The sequence below is a fragment of the Komagataeibacter medellinensis NBRC 3288 genome, from assembly GCF_000182745.2.
In the GTDB taxonomy this organism is placed as follows: domain Bacteria; phylum Pseudomonadota; class Alphaproteobacteria; order Acetobacterales; family Acetobacteraceae; genus Komagataeibacter; species Komagataeibacter medellinensis.
Genome location: NC_016027.1, coordinates 1,778,808 through 1,792,551 on the forward strand (window position 1 = coordinate 1,778,808; position 13,744 = coordinate 1,792,551).

Below are 13,744 nucleotides of genomic sequence, written 5' to 3' on the forward strand. Positions count from 1 at the left end.
AACATTTACATCTAAGATGTTTGCAAGGTATCGTATCAAAATACGAAAGTCAATTTATATGTGACAGATTTCCGGCTGTTTTTCTGGAACTCTGTTACGTCACTTTTAAGCCAGCTTTATTGTGACATGATGCAGAGACAGGCTGACCATCGGGTCATGCTGGCCCGCTGGATTTTATAGCCACGCAAATCGAGAAATTTTTTGAGGCCGCTTTCAGCCTTCATTCATACGCAAAAAATGACAGCAAATTACCGTCTCCGTCAGACCTGAAAACGCACAGAGCCAAATGTGTCAACGCAATATCAGAGACCAAAGACGGGGCAGGATGGGTGAAGGGTGCACCTTCACACCTGGGCATATTCGCACCAAGGTGCTCAAGCCAATCAAATAGGGGGCGGGGTGGGGCAGGGTCAAAAGGTTGAAGGCTACATGCGCGCGCGTATGCGATTAACGGTAGAACCCTGCCCCACCCCGCCCCCTGCGCCCCCTCATGTTCAATCCATCCATCGCGCATGTGCAGCATCTTCGGGCGGACGCAAACCAACACCACGCCACCGTCGAGCGCCTTTTATTTTAACGTGCCGCACTCCGGCCGTGCGCTCCAGCATCCCGCGAAGCCGCTTGTTATCGCTTTCCGGTTCCCCGTTCTTCCGGCACCATTCCTGAAAATCCTTCAACAGATCGGCAGGCTTGCACTCCAGACCGGGATCAAGAATGCATCGCTCTCCCAACCATTGCCCGAAGCTGTCCTGCGCCTCGAAATATTCGGCTGTGGCTTCCTTCACAACTGCGGGCCGGGGCAATCCATCCTGCTGCCATGCAAGGCACCCCTCGATCATCCATTGCAGGATACCAGGCCATTCCCCTTCCAGCTTGTGCTCCAGTTCCCGATCTGGGTTGGGAGGCTTGTGAATGAACGGGACGATATTGAACCGGCGACGGGCGGCATCATCCACGTTCTTGAGGACGGGCTTGTGATTGCCGACGATGGTCAGCTTGAACTGGGGTGTGAAGGTAAAGAAGTTCTGACGCATGAACCGGGCAGTAATCGGATCCCCGCCGGTCATCTGCTTGATGCGGCTTTCTGCCCACGCGCGGCCTTCCTCTGTCTCGGTGGCCGTCACAAGCCGCGCACCATGCAGCATCGCCAGATCGGTCGGATGCTTGTCACTATTGCTGGCTGTGAACGTGTCCATGGCGGCAACCGTGGCATAATCCCCCAGGATGCGGGACACGGTATTGAGAAACACGCTCTTGCCATTGCCGCCGGGGCCAAACCCGAACAGCAGGGCATGTTCGCGGGTATCGCCGGTCAGGCAGTATCCGCACCACCGTTGCAGGAAGTCGACCAGTTCACTGTCATTGTTCGTCGTGTCCTGCAGGAACTGTTTCCACAGAGGACAATCCACACAAGCGGGGGCCACGGCGGTGATACGGGTCATCATATCATCCGGGTCGCCGGGCCTTATCGAACCGGCGCGAAGGTCAACAGTGCCGCCGGGTGTCGCCAGCAGGTAAGGGTCGCGATCCCAGTCCTCCGCCACGACCGAATGCGCGGGATCGCATCGGGCAAACCGCTCAACGCCACCCGCAAACGACGCCTTGCCTGTGATGGCCTGGGACTTGAACTCGCTATGCCTGTTGCTTTTCGCGATCAGTTCACGGGCATATTGAAAGGCGCGATGCCGCTTGTCCTTCTCCCAGTGCGTGCCCGACCACAGGAACCATGATCCAGCCGAATTGCAATAACGCAGCGTATCCCGGAACTGGGCGGTGAAGGCTTCGGCCACGCCATGTTCGGTCAGCAGCACATGCGTATTGGTCCCGCGCGGGTCCGGCAGGCCGCTACCTTCGATCTGTGCCCGTTCCATCGCCTGCCGTGTCAGCTCGGTAAAATCGCTAACACCCGTCATGTGCCGATCCTTGCCCGCAGGGCACTTGCAATGGTTTTTTCAATTTCACGCTGGTTAAGTCCGGCCTGTAATCCAGCCGCCGCCATCGCCTGGGCAATCTGCCCGGCTGTCAGCAGTCCTTGCGGCACGAAACGGGCCAGCGAATAGACTTCGCCGTTCAGGGTGTCATTGCGCCGCCCTTGCGGGGCTGTAAGCACGGACTGGATAGCCGCACGCACTGCCCCGGCAGCATAGCGGTCTGCATCACGCAGGGTCTGCTCTGTTGCGGCTGGGTCCATCTTCGACGGGGGAGGCGGCATGGCCTGTTCCGCAAGCCATGCAGGCCACTGGGCAGCGGGCGAGCGGTCCACAATGTCGAGGCCCGCGGCAGGCCACCAGATGATGTAGCCGCCGTCCCCACGCACATCGATGCCTTCCGCGATCCGGCTTGCGCTGTTACGCATCCCTTCACGGTGACGGAACAGCATGTGCAGACCGCCCGAGCGCGTGGCGTGCGTGCGGGTACGAGGCAGATAGGTGCAATGGGCTGAATGCCATTCGTCTGCACCTTCTTTATGAAGGTCCAGATCCAGCACATCGATGCCGGATACGGCCCCTGTTGCCACACCGATCAACGGACCTGGATAACGCTGCCAGAGCGTAGCGGCCTCATCAGGGCTGGATACCGCATCCTTGAACCCGTGCGGGGTGGCTGGACACTTGTTCTCAAGGCAGGGGAAAACGGCAACGCCATGCCGGGCCAGAGAAATCGCCTGGACCACATGCGGGGGCGCTACATCGATATGACGCAGGGCGCTCATGGCTTGTCCCCTGCAAAATATACGAGACGATCAAAGCCAGCCTTGAAAGCCGTCTCAGCCCTTTCTGCGCGGTCCTCGACCAAGGTGCCATCATCCCAGCGCATTTCTTTGTAGAGCTGCACAATTCGTTCCTTGAGACGCACCAGCCCGTGTGCGATTGTCACCCCTTCCTTCCTGACTTCATCAGCCAGCGAACGCCCATCATCCTCCGGGGTCTTGATGTAATCGGCATCGGACCAGTCCGTTTCGCGCAGCCACCAGACGGCGGCTTCACGCACCTTTTCCATCCATGGGCGTACGTAGTGCGGCTGTACGAACTCGCACGCACGGAATATCGCTTCGATGCGATCAAGACCGGGCGTAAGGGCTTCAATCTTCTGATCCAGCGTCCTACCGTGGTTCATGACCTTTATCGCAAGGTCAGTGCCGACACAGGCCAGATTCAGGCGAAACCGGTTTTCCTTGGCGTCATAACTCCAGGCATCATCCGTGATATCTCCCCCGAGATCAGCAGGGGAAATATCGATCAGATTACCTTCTGGTGAGATGGCAGGAAGCCGGGGCCGCGTCATGTCACTGACTGACGCATCGTGAATTGCGGACCATCGGTGGCAGAGGTGCCGCGCGGCATCCAGCTCTCCCATCGGACCAATGGGAAGCCATGTTCCATCAAGGAACACCACGCACGGCGCATAGACACGCGACACATGACCATCCCGCTCAAGCGACATGGACTGAACCCACAGGTCTCGGACCATGCTCCAGTCGATTTCTCCTTCGGGTGCGACCTCATATGAGGTGCATTTCCCCGAAGTCAGTGTGGGGCGCGGCAGGAAGGCCAAAGTTTCCTTACTCATGCCCGCACCTCCATCGCTGCCATGGCAGCCGAGACCGAACGATAAAGGACCGGCAGGCGGAAACCGGGCATCAGCAGGGCGGCACGAGGCTCGCCATCAGGGCCGATTGCATCGGGTATAAGGATTACACGGGGCACAGTTCCCCCACTGCGGACACACTTCGGGCGTCCACGCCTTTCAAGGCTTGGCATCGGCACTTTTCCTATGTGCCAGCTACGATTTTTATGGACAGAGACCCGGCAGACGACTTACAAACGGGGAAGGGATTCCATTGTCTGCATCTATCGGGTCGTCAGTCTGTTTAATCGCGGACTGGCGATTTCTTTTTATCAGGCAACAACAACGCGGGGCAGGTTCTTCAGCCAGGCATTATAGCTTTCAGCGGTAATGCGGGTATTTGACCCGATCTTCACTTTTACAAGCTTCCCGTCTTTCACAAGCCGCCAAATGCTTGTGCGACCCAAGCCCGTCTCCTGCATCACTTCCTGAATTTTCAACAGGCGGCGTGAAGTGTTCGGCGGCACCATTAGTAGCTCATCCTTATTTCCTGAAACACGTTGATCCGTCTGGGAACAGCATCATCTATGCACCGCGAAAAGTCAGTCGGCGTTGTATCGTCCGATAAAGTGACGGGTTGTATGATCCAGATGTACAATGGCAGACAGCTATGCCAATTACCGATTTTTCTTGGAAAAAAGGACACTTTTCACTACCCCACGCAGGAAATGGCGACCTGCCGTCACCCGCTTTTCCTCTCGGTCATCACTTTTTTCCGCTCCGAAGATCTTAAAAGCCTTCTGCCTCGCTACATCCGCCTTCATGCCCTGTCCTACCAATGCATTGTAAGCAAGGGCTTGGGCGGCCATCTCCTGATGGCTTCTAAGGTGGGAAAAAGCACTGGTACGCGGCTTTCCACTTAGACCGAGTACTTTAGGCACAAGTTTCAACGCTTCCTCAGTTTTGAGTGACGCCTCACGTAACTTAGATGTCCAGTCTTTCGTGATAGGTATTTTCTGCTTTTGACCCCATCCCAGCAGGGTTAATGAAAAAGCAGACCTAAGAAGATAGTCGGCGATCTCAGCTGGAATAGTAACTTCCTGACGGACTACCAACTGACCATCTTCTTTTTCATGCGCATGCAACATAATAATGTTAGACAAAGCCGACCACAAAAAAAGTGGATTATTGGACTGTCTATACATATCAATTTCCATATTTATTGCATTTATGATCGCAGGAGAAACACTAGATGGATCTGGATCCCATCCAATATTTTCTGATGTAGATTTGTTTGTGTTATCCGGCATCGTATTCCTCAATCATGAAATGCAGCACTCAATTGTATTAGCATGCCGATCGATCCCATCGGCCAGCCATGCCAGTTCAGTGCCGGTCTGTTTGTCCCCCTCCGCCATGCGGGCCAGTATCCCGGCCATGACACTGATTTCCGTGGTGCAGCCTGTATGGCCGCCAGCCGGTCGGGCGTTGCGAGGCTGGGTGGCGCGGTATGCGCGCGCCATGCCCGGTGGCAGGACGCGGAACTGCTGCTCATCGCCTCGCCAATCTGCCGCCATGTCAGGCCATCGCTGCGAAGTCTCTCGATACGATGCAGGTCACGGGCGGACCAGATGCGTGCGGGGCGGCTCATTTCTTGTACCCTCCAGTCTTCACAGCTTCGGCGTCCTCCTGTGCAGTCGCCTCCATTTTGGCGGTGAAGTCAGCCAGCCAGAACACCACGTCCATCCACCGACTCTTGATCTCCATGGTAACCTCATCGGTCATGTCCATGTCATGCGCGAGGGTGTGAAGGGTATTCCGCAAGTGCTGGGCTGTGTGCTGCTGCCAGTTGAGGGCATATTCCCCTCTCTCCGGGAAGTTCGAGATACAGCTCATTTCGTGGCCCTCCGCAGACCGGCGATGATCTTTTCCAGCGTATGGGCTGCCCAGTAAGGCCCGTCTGCCCATCCTCCAATGTCCTCTTTGGTAGGCGCGGGCGCTGGAATGTCGGCGGCGTCCATCATCTGGCTACCCATCAGCCGAAGGGCATGCACAAGTCGGTCCAGTTCGTTACAGCTATTTTCCGTGGTTACGATTAACCTGCCGAGATCATAAGGGTCTTTCACTTCACCTCTCCCTTCATCGCCAGAATGTCACGGACAAGGCTGGCCTCGATCTGGTGGGGGTCCGGGTCGAACAGCATTACCAACCGGGCCTTGTCCTGAAGGTCGGCAAAGGACCGGGCCGGGGTCTGGATCACCTTGCGATAGGCAGCCCGGAAGCGATTGGACTGGGCCTGTGCATCGGTCGTGCCAGATTCTTTCCAGCAGCGGCGATCAGCGCCAAGGGCGGCCATGGTGGCCTTGCGGATGGGGCTGGTCATTTAGCTCTCTCCCGGCGCTCATCGGGGATACCCAGCCATGCCACATCCAGTTCGGTGTGGAGGCGCTTTACCCATCCATGCATCCACTGCACGGGGACAGGTTCTGAAGCGGAGATCAGGGCATCCAAGATTTCAGCCAAAGATCCCAAATCGCATACGATGGCATGCACACGCTCTTTCGGTGTTTCGATCATCGGGCCACCTCCGCCAACGCGGTCACTGCGGGGTGGGGTTTCGCGCTGCTGTGACGCAGAACCTCCGGCTGGGCGAACCCGGCCAGGGCGATAACCATCAAGGCAGGAGTGATGAGAACTGCAAGCCAAACTTCAGTCGTCATAGGCAGCGGAGTGATAGAGCCCCGGGTCTGGAGAGAATTGCGATCAGAAAGCCTTGTACAGACCTCCTGCTGTGAGCTATGAACATGGTTAGCCATTGCCTGCTCCTTGGATGAGCGGTTGTGGTCAGGCCGGGCTAGGTGTGCCAGCACCTAGTTCGGCCACATTGTGTTGCGGACTATGCGCCTCACATTTATGATGTAACCTCACTCCGCTGATGCGGTCAACACTATTGATGTAAGGTTACTCTTTTGGTGGAACTTCTGCCCGCTCAATGCCGTGCTGCACGCGCATTGCTCAACTGGTCTCAAAGCCAGCTTGAAGCAGCGTCTCAGGTCGCCAAAAAGACGATTGCAGATTTTGAACGAGAAGCCCGCACGCCTTATCCTCGAACATTGACAGCCCTCCGCACCGCCCTGGAGGCGGCTGGGGTCGAGTTCATTGCTGAGAATGGTGGTGGGGCTGGGGTGCGGTTGAGGAAGGACGCAGAATGACTCACATGCCTCTTTACAATGTCTATTGCGACGAAAGCTGTCATCTTGAGCATGATGGCGTACCAGTCATGGCTTGGGGGGCAATAACATGCCCTAAAAGCGCAGTCTGGAACGTTGCAGAAAAAATCCGTAGATTGAAAATATCACATGGATTAAGCATAAAATTCGAAGCAAAATGGACTAAAATTTCACCGGCGAAACTATCTTTCTATTTAGGTTTAATTGACCTTTTCCTCTCCGAAGACTGTCTAAATTTTCGTGGCCTCGTTGTCCCTGACAAGCAAGTTTTGGATCACTCACGCTTCGACCAATCCCACAATGACTGGTACTACAAGATGTATTTTGTTATGTTGCGCCATATCTTTTGCGCACAACATCGATATTGCATCTATCTAGACATAAAGGACACATGTGGTGGTCCCAAAACCCGTAAACTACATGAGGTCCTAGCCAATAGCCTTCACGATTTTAATCAGCAGACTATTCAGCGTGTACAACAGATCCGTAGCCACGAGAGCGAGTTGCTGCAGATTACTGATATTTTGATTGGCGCATTGACATATGCCAATCGTGGCCTCACGACTAGTCAAGCTAAATCAGCCATTGTCGCACGAATCCAAACGCGATTAGGAACAAATGCTTTAAATTGCACCTCCTCCTTTTCGGCGACAAAATTCAATATTCTTGTTTGGCGAGCACGGGAGATGGCGGAATGAAGCCGCCTGAACTAATCGAGTTCTGCAATGACTGGTCAGCTTATGAACACGAACTCAACCGGGTCTTTATTACTGAAATTGCGCAAGGTGGCCTTACCTTTCGCGGGGATTCAGTAAGTTGCCGCCGTTTCCCAGAAACTGCCAACCGATGGGCTGCCTTTTGGCATCTGATACAGGAAGGCATGATAGAAACCGAACGTACGCCTGATCTACGTAGATGTGAGCGAATTCGCTGGGTACGTTGGGTAATCGAAAATGCGGAAACTAATCCCGAAATCAATATCTGGCAGAATCAACGCGGTAATGAGACCAATACGCTACTCTGGTTTCGTACAGAATACCTAGTGGTTCTCTCACATCGTAACGGTTACTATTTATTGAAAACAGCGTATTGCACAGAGAAAAGAGGGCGCATTGCACAACTCACAAAAGAACGCGACGCCTTCCTAAATTCTAATCCCTAAAAACGACTGAAGCCGCCCAAGTTTTCTTGGACGGCTTCGAATGCTCTGCCTACACATGGCAGGTGAGACAAGGTCTATATAACTCTATGAGCGTAAGGTTTCAAGGTCAAAAAACAGCAAGGTTCACGAGGCGGACAGCCTGACCAATATGATTGAAACCATCATAGTCAACATTTGCCGCGCTGACGCTAAGGTCGAGCGTGTTGAACCTGATCCTATGATCGCCTGACAGATATCGCTGCCTGCTCCCAATCCTTCATCATTTCCTGTCGCTTCTCAAACAGGTCACCTCTCCGATAAGCGGCCTCCACCTTATTCCCGATAGCGTGCGCCAAAGCCATCTCGGCCACCTCACGGGGATAGTCGGTTTCTTCTGCTGCCCAGTCGCGGAATGTGGATCGCAGGCCATGCACGGTCACATCTTTCGTGCCAGCCGCCAGATGCAAAGCCTTCGATAGCGCCACATCCGATAGAGGCTTGCCCGTTTTCTGGCCCGGAAAGACCAGATCCCCATTCCCGGCATCCCGAAGCGGCAGCAATTCGCGAAGGATGGTCAGTGCACCGTCACTCAGCGGCACACGATGCTCACGGCCGGCCTTCATCTTTTCCTTGGGAATGATCCAGACCTTCGCATCCAGATCGACCTCCGACCATACGGCGCTGCGGACCTCTCCAGACCGGGCTGCGGTCAGGCAGACAAATCGGACTGCATAGGCAGCGATGCCTCCAGCCCTGCTCAGTGCGTCCATTACGGCCGGAAGATCCTGCCTGGGCACGGCAGCGTGGTGCTTCACCTTGGCTACAGCGGCAGGCTTGGGCAGGATGGCCGCCAGATGCCCTTTCCACCGGGCCGGATTCTCACCCTCACGCCAGCCACTGGTGCGGGCATAGTCCAATATGCGCTCGATTCGGCCACGTAGGCGGCTGGCTGTTTCGGTCATGCCTGACCACAAGGGGCGGATGATCGCCAGCACGTCATCGGTATCGACGGCATTCACCTGCCTGGCGCCACAGACAGGGAACGCGAATCGGGTCAGTGAACTGGTCCAGATATCCACAGCACGGGGATCACGCCAGCCTGGGGCCTGATCCTTGATATAGGCACGAGACACTTCCTCGAAGGTTGGGGCGGTCAGCTTTTTGCGTGCGGCTTCTTCCTCACGCTTTCGATCTATGGGGTCGATTCCCTGAGCCATCAGATTACGGGCCTCAGCGGCCAAACGCCGGGCCTCTGCCAGACTGACCGTCGTGGCCGAACCAATCCCCAGCTCACGACGCTTACCGGTCAGAGGGCTGGTATAGCGGAAGGTCCAGACCTTGGAAGGATGGCGAGCTACCACCCACAGGTTGCCGCCATCGGCAAGGACACCGTTCTTCAGGGTATCAACCTTACGGGCGGTCAACTGGTGTGGGGCGAGTCGGCTCATGCTTCTGTACCCATCATGGTACCCATCTTAAAAACCATACTTCCGGCGAACATAGGGGAACATCTGTGAACAGATATTCCCTTATATCCCTATAATATATCACATTTTTGGATAACAGGCGAACACACTGGACTATTATTCCGGTGGCAACTCCCTCCACCATCCCCCCTTATCCATTGATAACATGCTGTATCAAAGCGCTGGTTTTCCGGCGCTTTTCGTGTTTCTTCTGTCCCTATTGTTCCCTATTTGTATCAGAGGCTGTTTGAAAAGTCGGGTTCAATAATATCCTGAAATTATAAAAGTTTTTGGTGAAGCTTTTTCCAAAAAGCTTCAGAAGACGCCGCCTTTTTGAAAAAAGGCGACACCCAAAAACTTTTCTTATTTTTTATCAATGATTTGTTTTCAAACAATCTCTCAGGCACCCTCAGCAAATAGCGGGTATGAAATCCGTAGGGAGCGGGTAAGGGAGGGAATCGGCATGCTGACCGACACGAAGCTCCGGGGGCCAGGCTGGAAACCAAGGCGTACCGGCTGGCAGATACCGGCGGCCTATCGAGCCTGCATGCGCGGTGCTCAAAATGTCATCATTACCCTATTGGAACAGTTAAAACGGAGCACACTGAATGGCGGTCCATGCCTAGAGATTCGCCTTTTCACTATCAGGTAATGTATCCAGCCAATACGAACATGGAAGCGCTGCCCAGACGCCTTGCCGCCCGGTTCCAGCCGTTTGATTAACGCAACATAACCCCATAATATAATACAGTATTATAGGCGCACTTTATGGCTATGTGCTGAACCACTGCCACCGCACCACCGATTTCAAGATCGTGTGAGACAGTATCCATTCTGTTAACATTGTGGAAACGTATCAGAATATCAGACGCTACACCCATCATACAGGATCACTGACGGGAAAAGCGTGAAATGCCAAGATACATTGTTCTCCTGACATTAGGGTGCCTGCTTGCCACTACCAACATGAAGGCCCAGGCTCAGCACGTTGCTTCTGGCCATCGGGATATGTTGCTGCAGGCCACCCATTCGTGGAATGGCATGGCTTATGATCACTATCCGGCCACCGCGCCAGAACTGACCATGATCCGCCTGACCATTCCCGCCCACACCGCTCTGCCATGGCACACCCATCCAGTGCCCAATGCGGGCTATGTGCTGGAAGGCCAGTTGACCATTCACGATCAGGCCAGTGGCAGGACGGAAACTTTCCATCAGGGTGAAGCGTTTGCCGAGTCCGTCAATGATACCCACCGCGGCGAATCAGGAAATACCCGGACCGTAGTGTTGCTGACCTATGCGGGCACGCCAGGCACACCCACGTCTGTTCCGGCCAAAGGTGAAAAGCCTGAATACTGATTCTTGATCCATACGAAATTTCAAATACAGGACAATCGTAATTTCCGAAAAAACAGTCAACGGATTCAAAAATCATGCAATCCGCACACCCTTACGAGGCCACAAAACTGCCGTATTATTTTTAATAATCTCTTCATAATCTGTTTTTGCTGACTAAAACTGCCCCCCCCCCGCCTTCTGTCTGACCTTATTTCCGACCATACAGTATGAAAGACATAACCATGACGGACATCACACGGATTGCTTCCTCCCTGCTGGAGAAACTGCCGCTGGCCGTCATGATGGCGGATGTATCCGGCAGGGTTGTCTATGCCAACAGGCAGGCCATCATCCTGACTGGCCATGACCCCGCAAACCAGGAGGAAATATGGCTTGGCCGCCTTTTTCCCGAACAGATGCAGCACGCCAATACCCCGGCCGCGTGGGAGGGCACGCCCCCGCCACCTGGCCCATCCGGCATCACACGGCAGGAAAGCTGTGCAACCCTGCGCCGCAGGGACGGACTGGGCCTACCGGTGCGCCTGTGGCGCGAAAGCGTGGACTGGGATGGTACGCTGCATGAACTGATTGCCCTGCAGGACCGCACGCAGGAAGAGCAGGCGCGCGAGGACGCAGCCATCAGCGCCCTGATCATGCAGGCAACTGACCGGGGAATCCTGCTGCTTGACCCGCAATACCGGATCACCCATGCCAACCGGGCTGTGACCAGCCTGCTGGGCATGCAGCCGGACGCCCTGCGCAATGCCCCTTTTGGCGCGCTCCTGTCGGGTGCCGAGCGCGATATCGAGACTCTGCGCCAGTTCCGCCAGAACCTTGCACATCGCATCGGTTTTGAGCTGGATGTGCATACCCGTGGCCCGCAGGGCACAGACCTGTGGCTGCGCTGCGCGGTGACTCCGCATTTTAGCGCTGAGGGTGAACTGACAGACATCATCGTCATCCTGCATGACATTACCCATGACCGGCAACTGCGCGACCTGCAACGCGATGTGGTGGAGGCGCTGACAGACCAGTTCTCGCTACGTGAAATGCTGGATTTCATGTGCCGTCGTATTGAACTGATCGCACCGGACTGCATGGCGGTGGTCATGCTCAGCACCGGCGCTGTTTTGTGTGCGGGCGGCCATGGCGGGATGCCCATGCCTGTGCTGCAAGCGTTCGAGGGGCTGGAAGCCAGCATGGCTGGGGGTGCGTGCGGCACCGCCATCACCACGGCAGAGGAAGTGGTGATACCCGATTTCAATCAGGAAACCCGCTGGCCGGTCCTGCGCTCGGTCGCAGGCCAGCACGGGCTGGCCGCAGAATGGGCCGTACCCATCATCCTGCGTAATGGTGATGTGGCAGGCAGCTTTTCGCTGTATTTCCGCAAACCGGGCAAACCCGACCGGTGGCACCGGCGCATTGTCAATGCCTGCGTGCATCTGGCCATGCTGGCGGTGGAGCAGCAGCGCAGCCGTGAATCCATCATTCGCCTGTCCTATACCGACCGGCTGACCAGCCTGCCCAACCGTACGTGGCTCAACCGCCGCATGGCCGAACTGACCGCACGCCCCCCTGCCGTGCCACTGAGCGTGCTGATCATCGATCTCGACCGTTTCCGTAAGATTGTACAGGCGCTGGGACAGGGCCGCGCGGACCAGTTGTTGCTGGAATTCGCCAGCCGCCTGCGCCAAGGCATTGTCGGGCGCGACGTACTGATCCGAACCGAAGGCGATGAGTTCGTGGTGCTGACTGAAGAAAGCAGCGCCGACATTACCCTGCTGGCCGAACGGATCATCCACAATCTGGAAGAACCCTTCAGCGTGGACGGCATTCCCGTCAGCATATCGGGCAGTATCGGCATCTGTACCCATGACGACGGGCACGACGTGGAAGAACTCCTGCATCAGGCCTATACCGCGCTGGCACAGGCAAAAAAGGCAGGCCGGTGCTGCTACCGTTTCTTCCATCCCTCCATGAACCGGCAGGCGGATGACCATGTCATTCTGGCATCTGCATTACGCGAAGCCATTGCTGATAACCGGCTGACCCTTGTCTACCAGCCACAGATTGACCTGCGTACCGGCGAACTGCACGGGGTGGAAGCCCTGTCACGCTGGAACGACCCGGTACTGGGCATGGTCTCGCCGGGACGTTTCATTCCCGTAGCCGAGGAAACCGGTCAGATCCGTGAACTGGGCCTGTGGTCGCTGCAGGTTGCCTGTGAACAGATGGCGACGTGGATCGCACGCGGCGTTATGGTGCCCACGGTCTCGGTCAACCTGTCCGCCATCCAGTTCCAGGACCCCGAACTGGTATCGCGGCTGGCCACCATCCTGCACCGGACCGGCGTGCCGCCGGAACGGCTGATCGTGGAACTGACCGAAACGGCGATGATCGAGAATTTCGACCAGACCGTAACCACGGCTACCGCCATTCGCAACCTTGGCATCGGCCTGTCGATGGATGATTTCGGCACCGGCTATTCCAGCCTGTCCAACCTGGCCAGCCTGCCGATAAGTGAGGTCAAGATCGACCGCAGCTTCATGAATGGCTTTGGCAGCACCGGCAACGTACGCCAGGTGGTGACCGCCATCATCCGTATCGGCCACACACTGGGCATGACCGTCATTGCCGAAGGGGTGGAGGAAGCCGAACAGTGCCAGCAGTTGCGCGCGATCGGCTGCGACGTGATCCAGGGCTATTATTTTGCCCGCCCCATGGATACCGCATCCCTTGACGCCTGGATCAACGAACGCAGTGCGGAACCCCTGCCCGTGGCATGAAGGCTGCCTGTCCATTCAGATTACTTCCCCCCACGGATACTTTTTCGTAAGACCGTTTCAAAAGTAATATGGTACCCCGTCATGAAGAACCTGACGGGGCTTATACCAAAGATTACTGTCTCTGACTTATCTGTGCAGTGACACGAATGGCCTGTTCGGCTGGCTGCTCGTGCATGGGATGCGCATGTTGCGCGGCATCTTTTGTCTCTGGCTGCG

The 13,744-nt window shown here is 55.8% G+C and carries 17 protein-coding genes; 5 read left to right on the top strand and 12 right to left on the bottom strand.

The genetic code is table 11. From position 1 onward, the window contains the following. Window positions 1-494 precede the first annotated feature (494 nt). From GLX_RS08260 to GLX_RS08305, 11 genes are all read right to left on the bottom strand, one after another. Window positions 495-1,913 carry a phage/plasmid primase, P4 family gene (locus GLX_RS08260; protein WP_014105534.1) on the bottom strand — a complete coding sequence of 473 codons (1,419 nt, stop codon included), beginning with the start codon at window positions 1,911-1,913 and terminating at the stop codon, window positions 495-497. Further along, entirely contained in the window at window positions 1,910-2,713 is an 804-nt protein-coding gene (locus GLX_RS08265; RefSeq protein ID WP_014105535.1) for a bifunctional DNA primase/polymerase, read from the bottom strand. Before GLX_RS08265 ends, GLX_RS08260 begins: the two co-directional genes overlap by 4 nt. Next, window positions 2,710-3,570 carry a hypothetical protein gene (locus tag GLX_RS16555; RefSeq protein WP_014105536.1) on the bottom strand — a complete coding sequence of 287 codons (861 nt, stop codon included), beginning with the start codon at window positions 3,568-3,570 and terminating at the stop codon, window positions 2,710-2,712. Before GLX_RS16555 ends, GLX_RS08265 begins: the two co-directional genes overlap by 4 nt. Continuing rightward, complete coding sequence (locus tag GLX_RS18445) at window positions 3,567-3,707, bottom strand: hypothetical protein (protein WP_158309227.1); 141 nt, start codon at window positions 3,705-3,707, stop codon at window positions 3,567-3,569. Before GLX_RS18445 ends, GLX_RS16555 begins: the two co-directional genes overlap by 4 nt. Window positions 3,708-3,899: 192 nt before the next feature. Then, a complete protein-coding gene (locus tag GLX_RS08275; RefSeq protein WP_014105537.1) occupies window positions 3,900-4,097 on the bottom strand; it encodes a helix-turn-helix transcriptional regulator in 198 nt (65 codons plus the stop codon). A gap of 147 nt (window positions 4,098-4,244) precedes the next feature. Beyond that, on the bottom strand, window positions 4,245-4,877 hold the full coding sequence (locus tag GLX_RS08280; protein WP_148268563.1) for a hypothetical protein: 633 nt from the start codon (window positions 4,875-4,877) through the stop codon (window positions 4,245-4,247). 12 nt (window positions 4,878-4,889) lie between these two features. Beyond that, on the bottom strand, window positions 4,890-5,144 hold the full coding sequence (locus GLX_RS08285; protein WP_231850303.1) for a hypothetical protein: 255 nt from the start codon (window positions 5,142-5,144) through the stop codon (window positions 4,890-4,892). Between the two features lie 70 nt (window positions 5,145-5,214). Further along, on the bottom strand, window positions 5,215-5,463 hold the full coding sequence (locus GLX_RS08290; protein WP_041247285.1) for a hypothetical protein: 249 nt from the start codon (window positions 5,461-5,463) through the stop codon (window positions 5,215-5,217). After that, window positions 5,460-5,693: a hypothetical protein gene (locus GLX_RS08295; RefSeq protein ID WP_041247286.1), complete on the bottom strand. Its 234-nt coding sequence runs from the start codon at window positions 5,691-5,693 to the stop codon at window positions 5,460-5,462. The genes GLX_RS08290 and GLX_RS08295 overlap by 4 nt, the downstream gene beginning before the upstream one ends. Beyond that, on the bottom strand, window positions 5,690-5,950 hold the full coding sequence (locus GLX_RS08300; RefSeq protein WP_014105608.1) for a hypothetical protein: 261 nt from the start codon (window positions 5,948-5,950) through the stop codon (window positions 5,690-5,692). Before GLX_RS08300 ends, GLX_RS08295 begins: the two co-directional genes overlap by 4 nt. Beyond that, complete coding sequence (locus tag GLX_RS08305; RefSeq protein WP_041247287.1) at window positions 5,947-6,144, bottom strand: hypothetical protein; 198 nt, start codon at window positions 6,142-6,144, stop codon at window positions 5,947-5,949. Before GLX_RS08305 ends, GLX_RS08300 begins: the two co-directional genes overlap by 4 nt. A gap of 395 nt (window positions 6,145-6,539) precedes the next feature. Here GLX_RS08305 and GLX_RS17170 point away from each other — a divergent pair, with 395 nt between their 5' ends. From GLX_RS17170 to GLX_RS17180, 3 genes are read left to right on the top strand one after another with little or no spacing between them, the layout of a single operon-like run. Then, window positions 6,540-6,779, top strand: a complete 240-nt coding sequence (locus GLX_RS17170) for a helix-turn-helix domain-containing protein (RefSeq protein WP_041247747.1) — start codon at window positions 6,540-6,542, stop codon at window positions 6,777-6,779. Continuing rightward, window positions 6,776-7,495, top strand: coding sequence for a DUF3800 domain-containing protein (locus tag GLX_RS17175; RefSeq protein WP_014105540.1), 720 nt, complete (start codon window positions 6,776-6,778; stop codon window positions 7,493-7,495). Before GLX_RS17170 ends, GLX_RS17175 begins: the two co-directional genes overlap by 4 nt. Beyond that, entirely contained in the window at window positions 7,492-7,959 is a 468-nt protein-coding gene (locus GLX_RS17180; RefSeq protein ID WP_014105541.1) for a hypothetical protein, read from the top strand. Before GLX_RS17175 ends, GLX_RS17180 begins: the two co-directional genes overlap by 4 nt. A gap of 215 nt (window positions 7,960-8,174) precedes the next feature. On the opposite strand, the gene GLX_RS08320 is transcribed toward GLX_RS17180, so the two are convergent. Next, entirely contained in the window at window positions 8,175-9,386 is a 1,212-nt protein-coding gene (locus GLX_RS08320) for a tyrosine-type recombinase/integrase (protein WP_014105542.1), read from the bottom strand. Between the two features lie 984 nt (window positions 9,387-10,370). Between GLX_RS08320 and GLX_RS08325 the strand changes: the two genes are divergently transcribed. Together GLX_RS08325 and GLX_RS08330 are read left to right on the top strand one after the other, a co-directional pair. Continuing rightward, a complete protein-coding gene (locus GLX_RS08325) occupies window positions 10,371-10,763 on the top strand; it encodes a cupin domain-containing protein (RefSeq protein ID WP_407927267.1) in 393 nt (130 codons plus the stop codon). A gap of 206 nt (window positions 10,764-10,969) precedes the next feature. Then, complete coding sequence (locus GLX_RS08330; protein ID WP_014105544.1) at window positions 10,970-13,528, top strand: EAL domain-containing protein; 2,559 nt, start codon at window positions 10,970-10,972, stop codon at window positions 13,526-13,528. Window positions 13,529-13,744: the final 216 nt, after the last annotated feature.

What these genes read in the sequence shown, in the direction of transcription:
- GLX_RS08260 (WP_014105534.1), bottom strand. Translation starts at nt 1,913, where the DNA reads ATGACGGGTGTTAGCGATTTTACCGAGCTGACACGGCAGGCGATGGAA.
- GLX_RS08265 (WP_014105535.1), bottom strand. Translation starts at nt 2,713, where the DNA reads ATGAGCGCCCTGCGTCATATCGATGTAGCGCCCCCGCATGTGGTCCAG.
- GLX_RS16555 (WP_014105536.1), bottom strand. Translation starts at nt 3,570, where the DNA reads ATGAGTAAGGAAACTTTGGCCTTCCTGCCGCGCCCCACACTGACTTCG.
- GLX_RS08275 (WP_014105537.1), bottom strand. Translation starts at nt 4,097, where the DNA reads ATGGTGCCGCCGAACACTTCACGCCGCCTGTTGAAAATTCAGGAAGTG.
- GLX_RS08280 (WP_148268563.1), bottom strand. Translation starts at nt 4,877, where the DNA reads ATGCCGGATAACACAAACAAATCTACATCAGAAAATATTGGATGGGAT.
- GLX_RS08285 (WP_231850303.1), bottom strand. Translation starts at nt 5,144, where the DNA reads ATGGCGGCAGATTGGCGAGGCGATGAGCAGCAGTTCCGCGTCCTGCCA.
- GLX_RS08290 (WP_041247285.1), bottom strand. Translation starts at nt 5,463, where the DNA reads ATGAGCTGTATCTCGAACTTCCCGGAGAGAGGGGAATATGCCCTCAAC.
- GLX_RS08300 (WP_014105608.1), bottom strand. Translation starts at nt 5,950, where the DNA reads ATGACCAGCCCCATCCGCAAGGCCACCATGGCCGCCCTTGGCGCTGAT.
- GLX_RS08305 (WP_041247287.1), bottom strand. Translation starts at nt 6,144, where the DNA reads ATGATCGAAACACCGAAAGAGCGTGTGCATGCCATCGTATGCGATTTG.
- GLX_RS17175 (WP_014105540.1), top strand. Translation starts at nt 6,776, where the DNA reads ATGACTCACATGCCTCTTTACAATGTCTATTGCGACGAAAGCTGTCAT.
- GLX_RS17180 (WP_014105541.1), top strand. Translation starts at nt 7,492, where the DNA reads ATGAAGCCGCCTGAACTAATCGAGTTCTGCAATGACTGGTCAGCTTAT.
- GLX_RS08320 (WP_014105542.1), bottom strand. Translation starts at nt 9,386, where the DNA reads ATGAGCCGACTCGCCCCACACCAGTTGACCGCCCGTAAGGTTGATACC.
- GLX_RS08325 (WP_407927267.1), top strand. Translation starts at nt 10,371, where the DNA reads ATGAAGGCCCAGGCTCAGCACGTTGCTTCTGGCCATCGGGATATGTTG.
- GLX_RS08330 (WP_014105544.1), top strand. Translation starts at nt 10,970, where the DNA reads ATGAAAGACATAACCATGACGGACATCACACGGATTGCTTCCTCCCTG.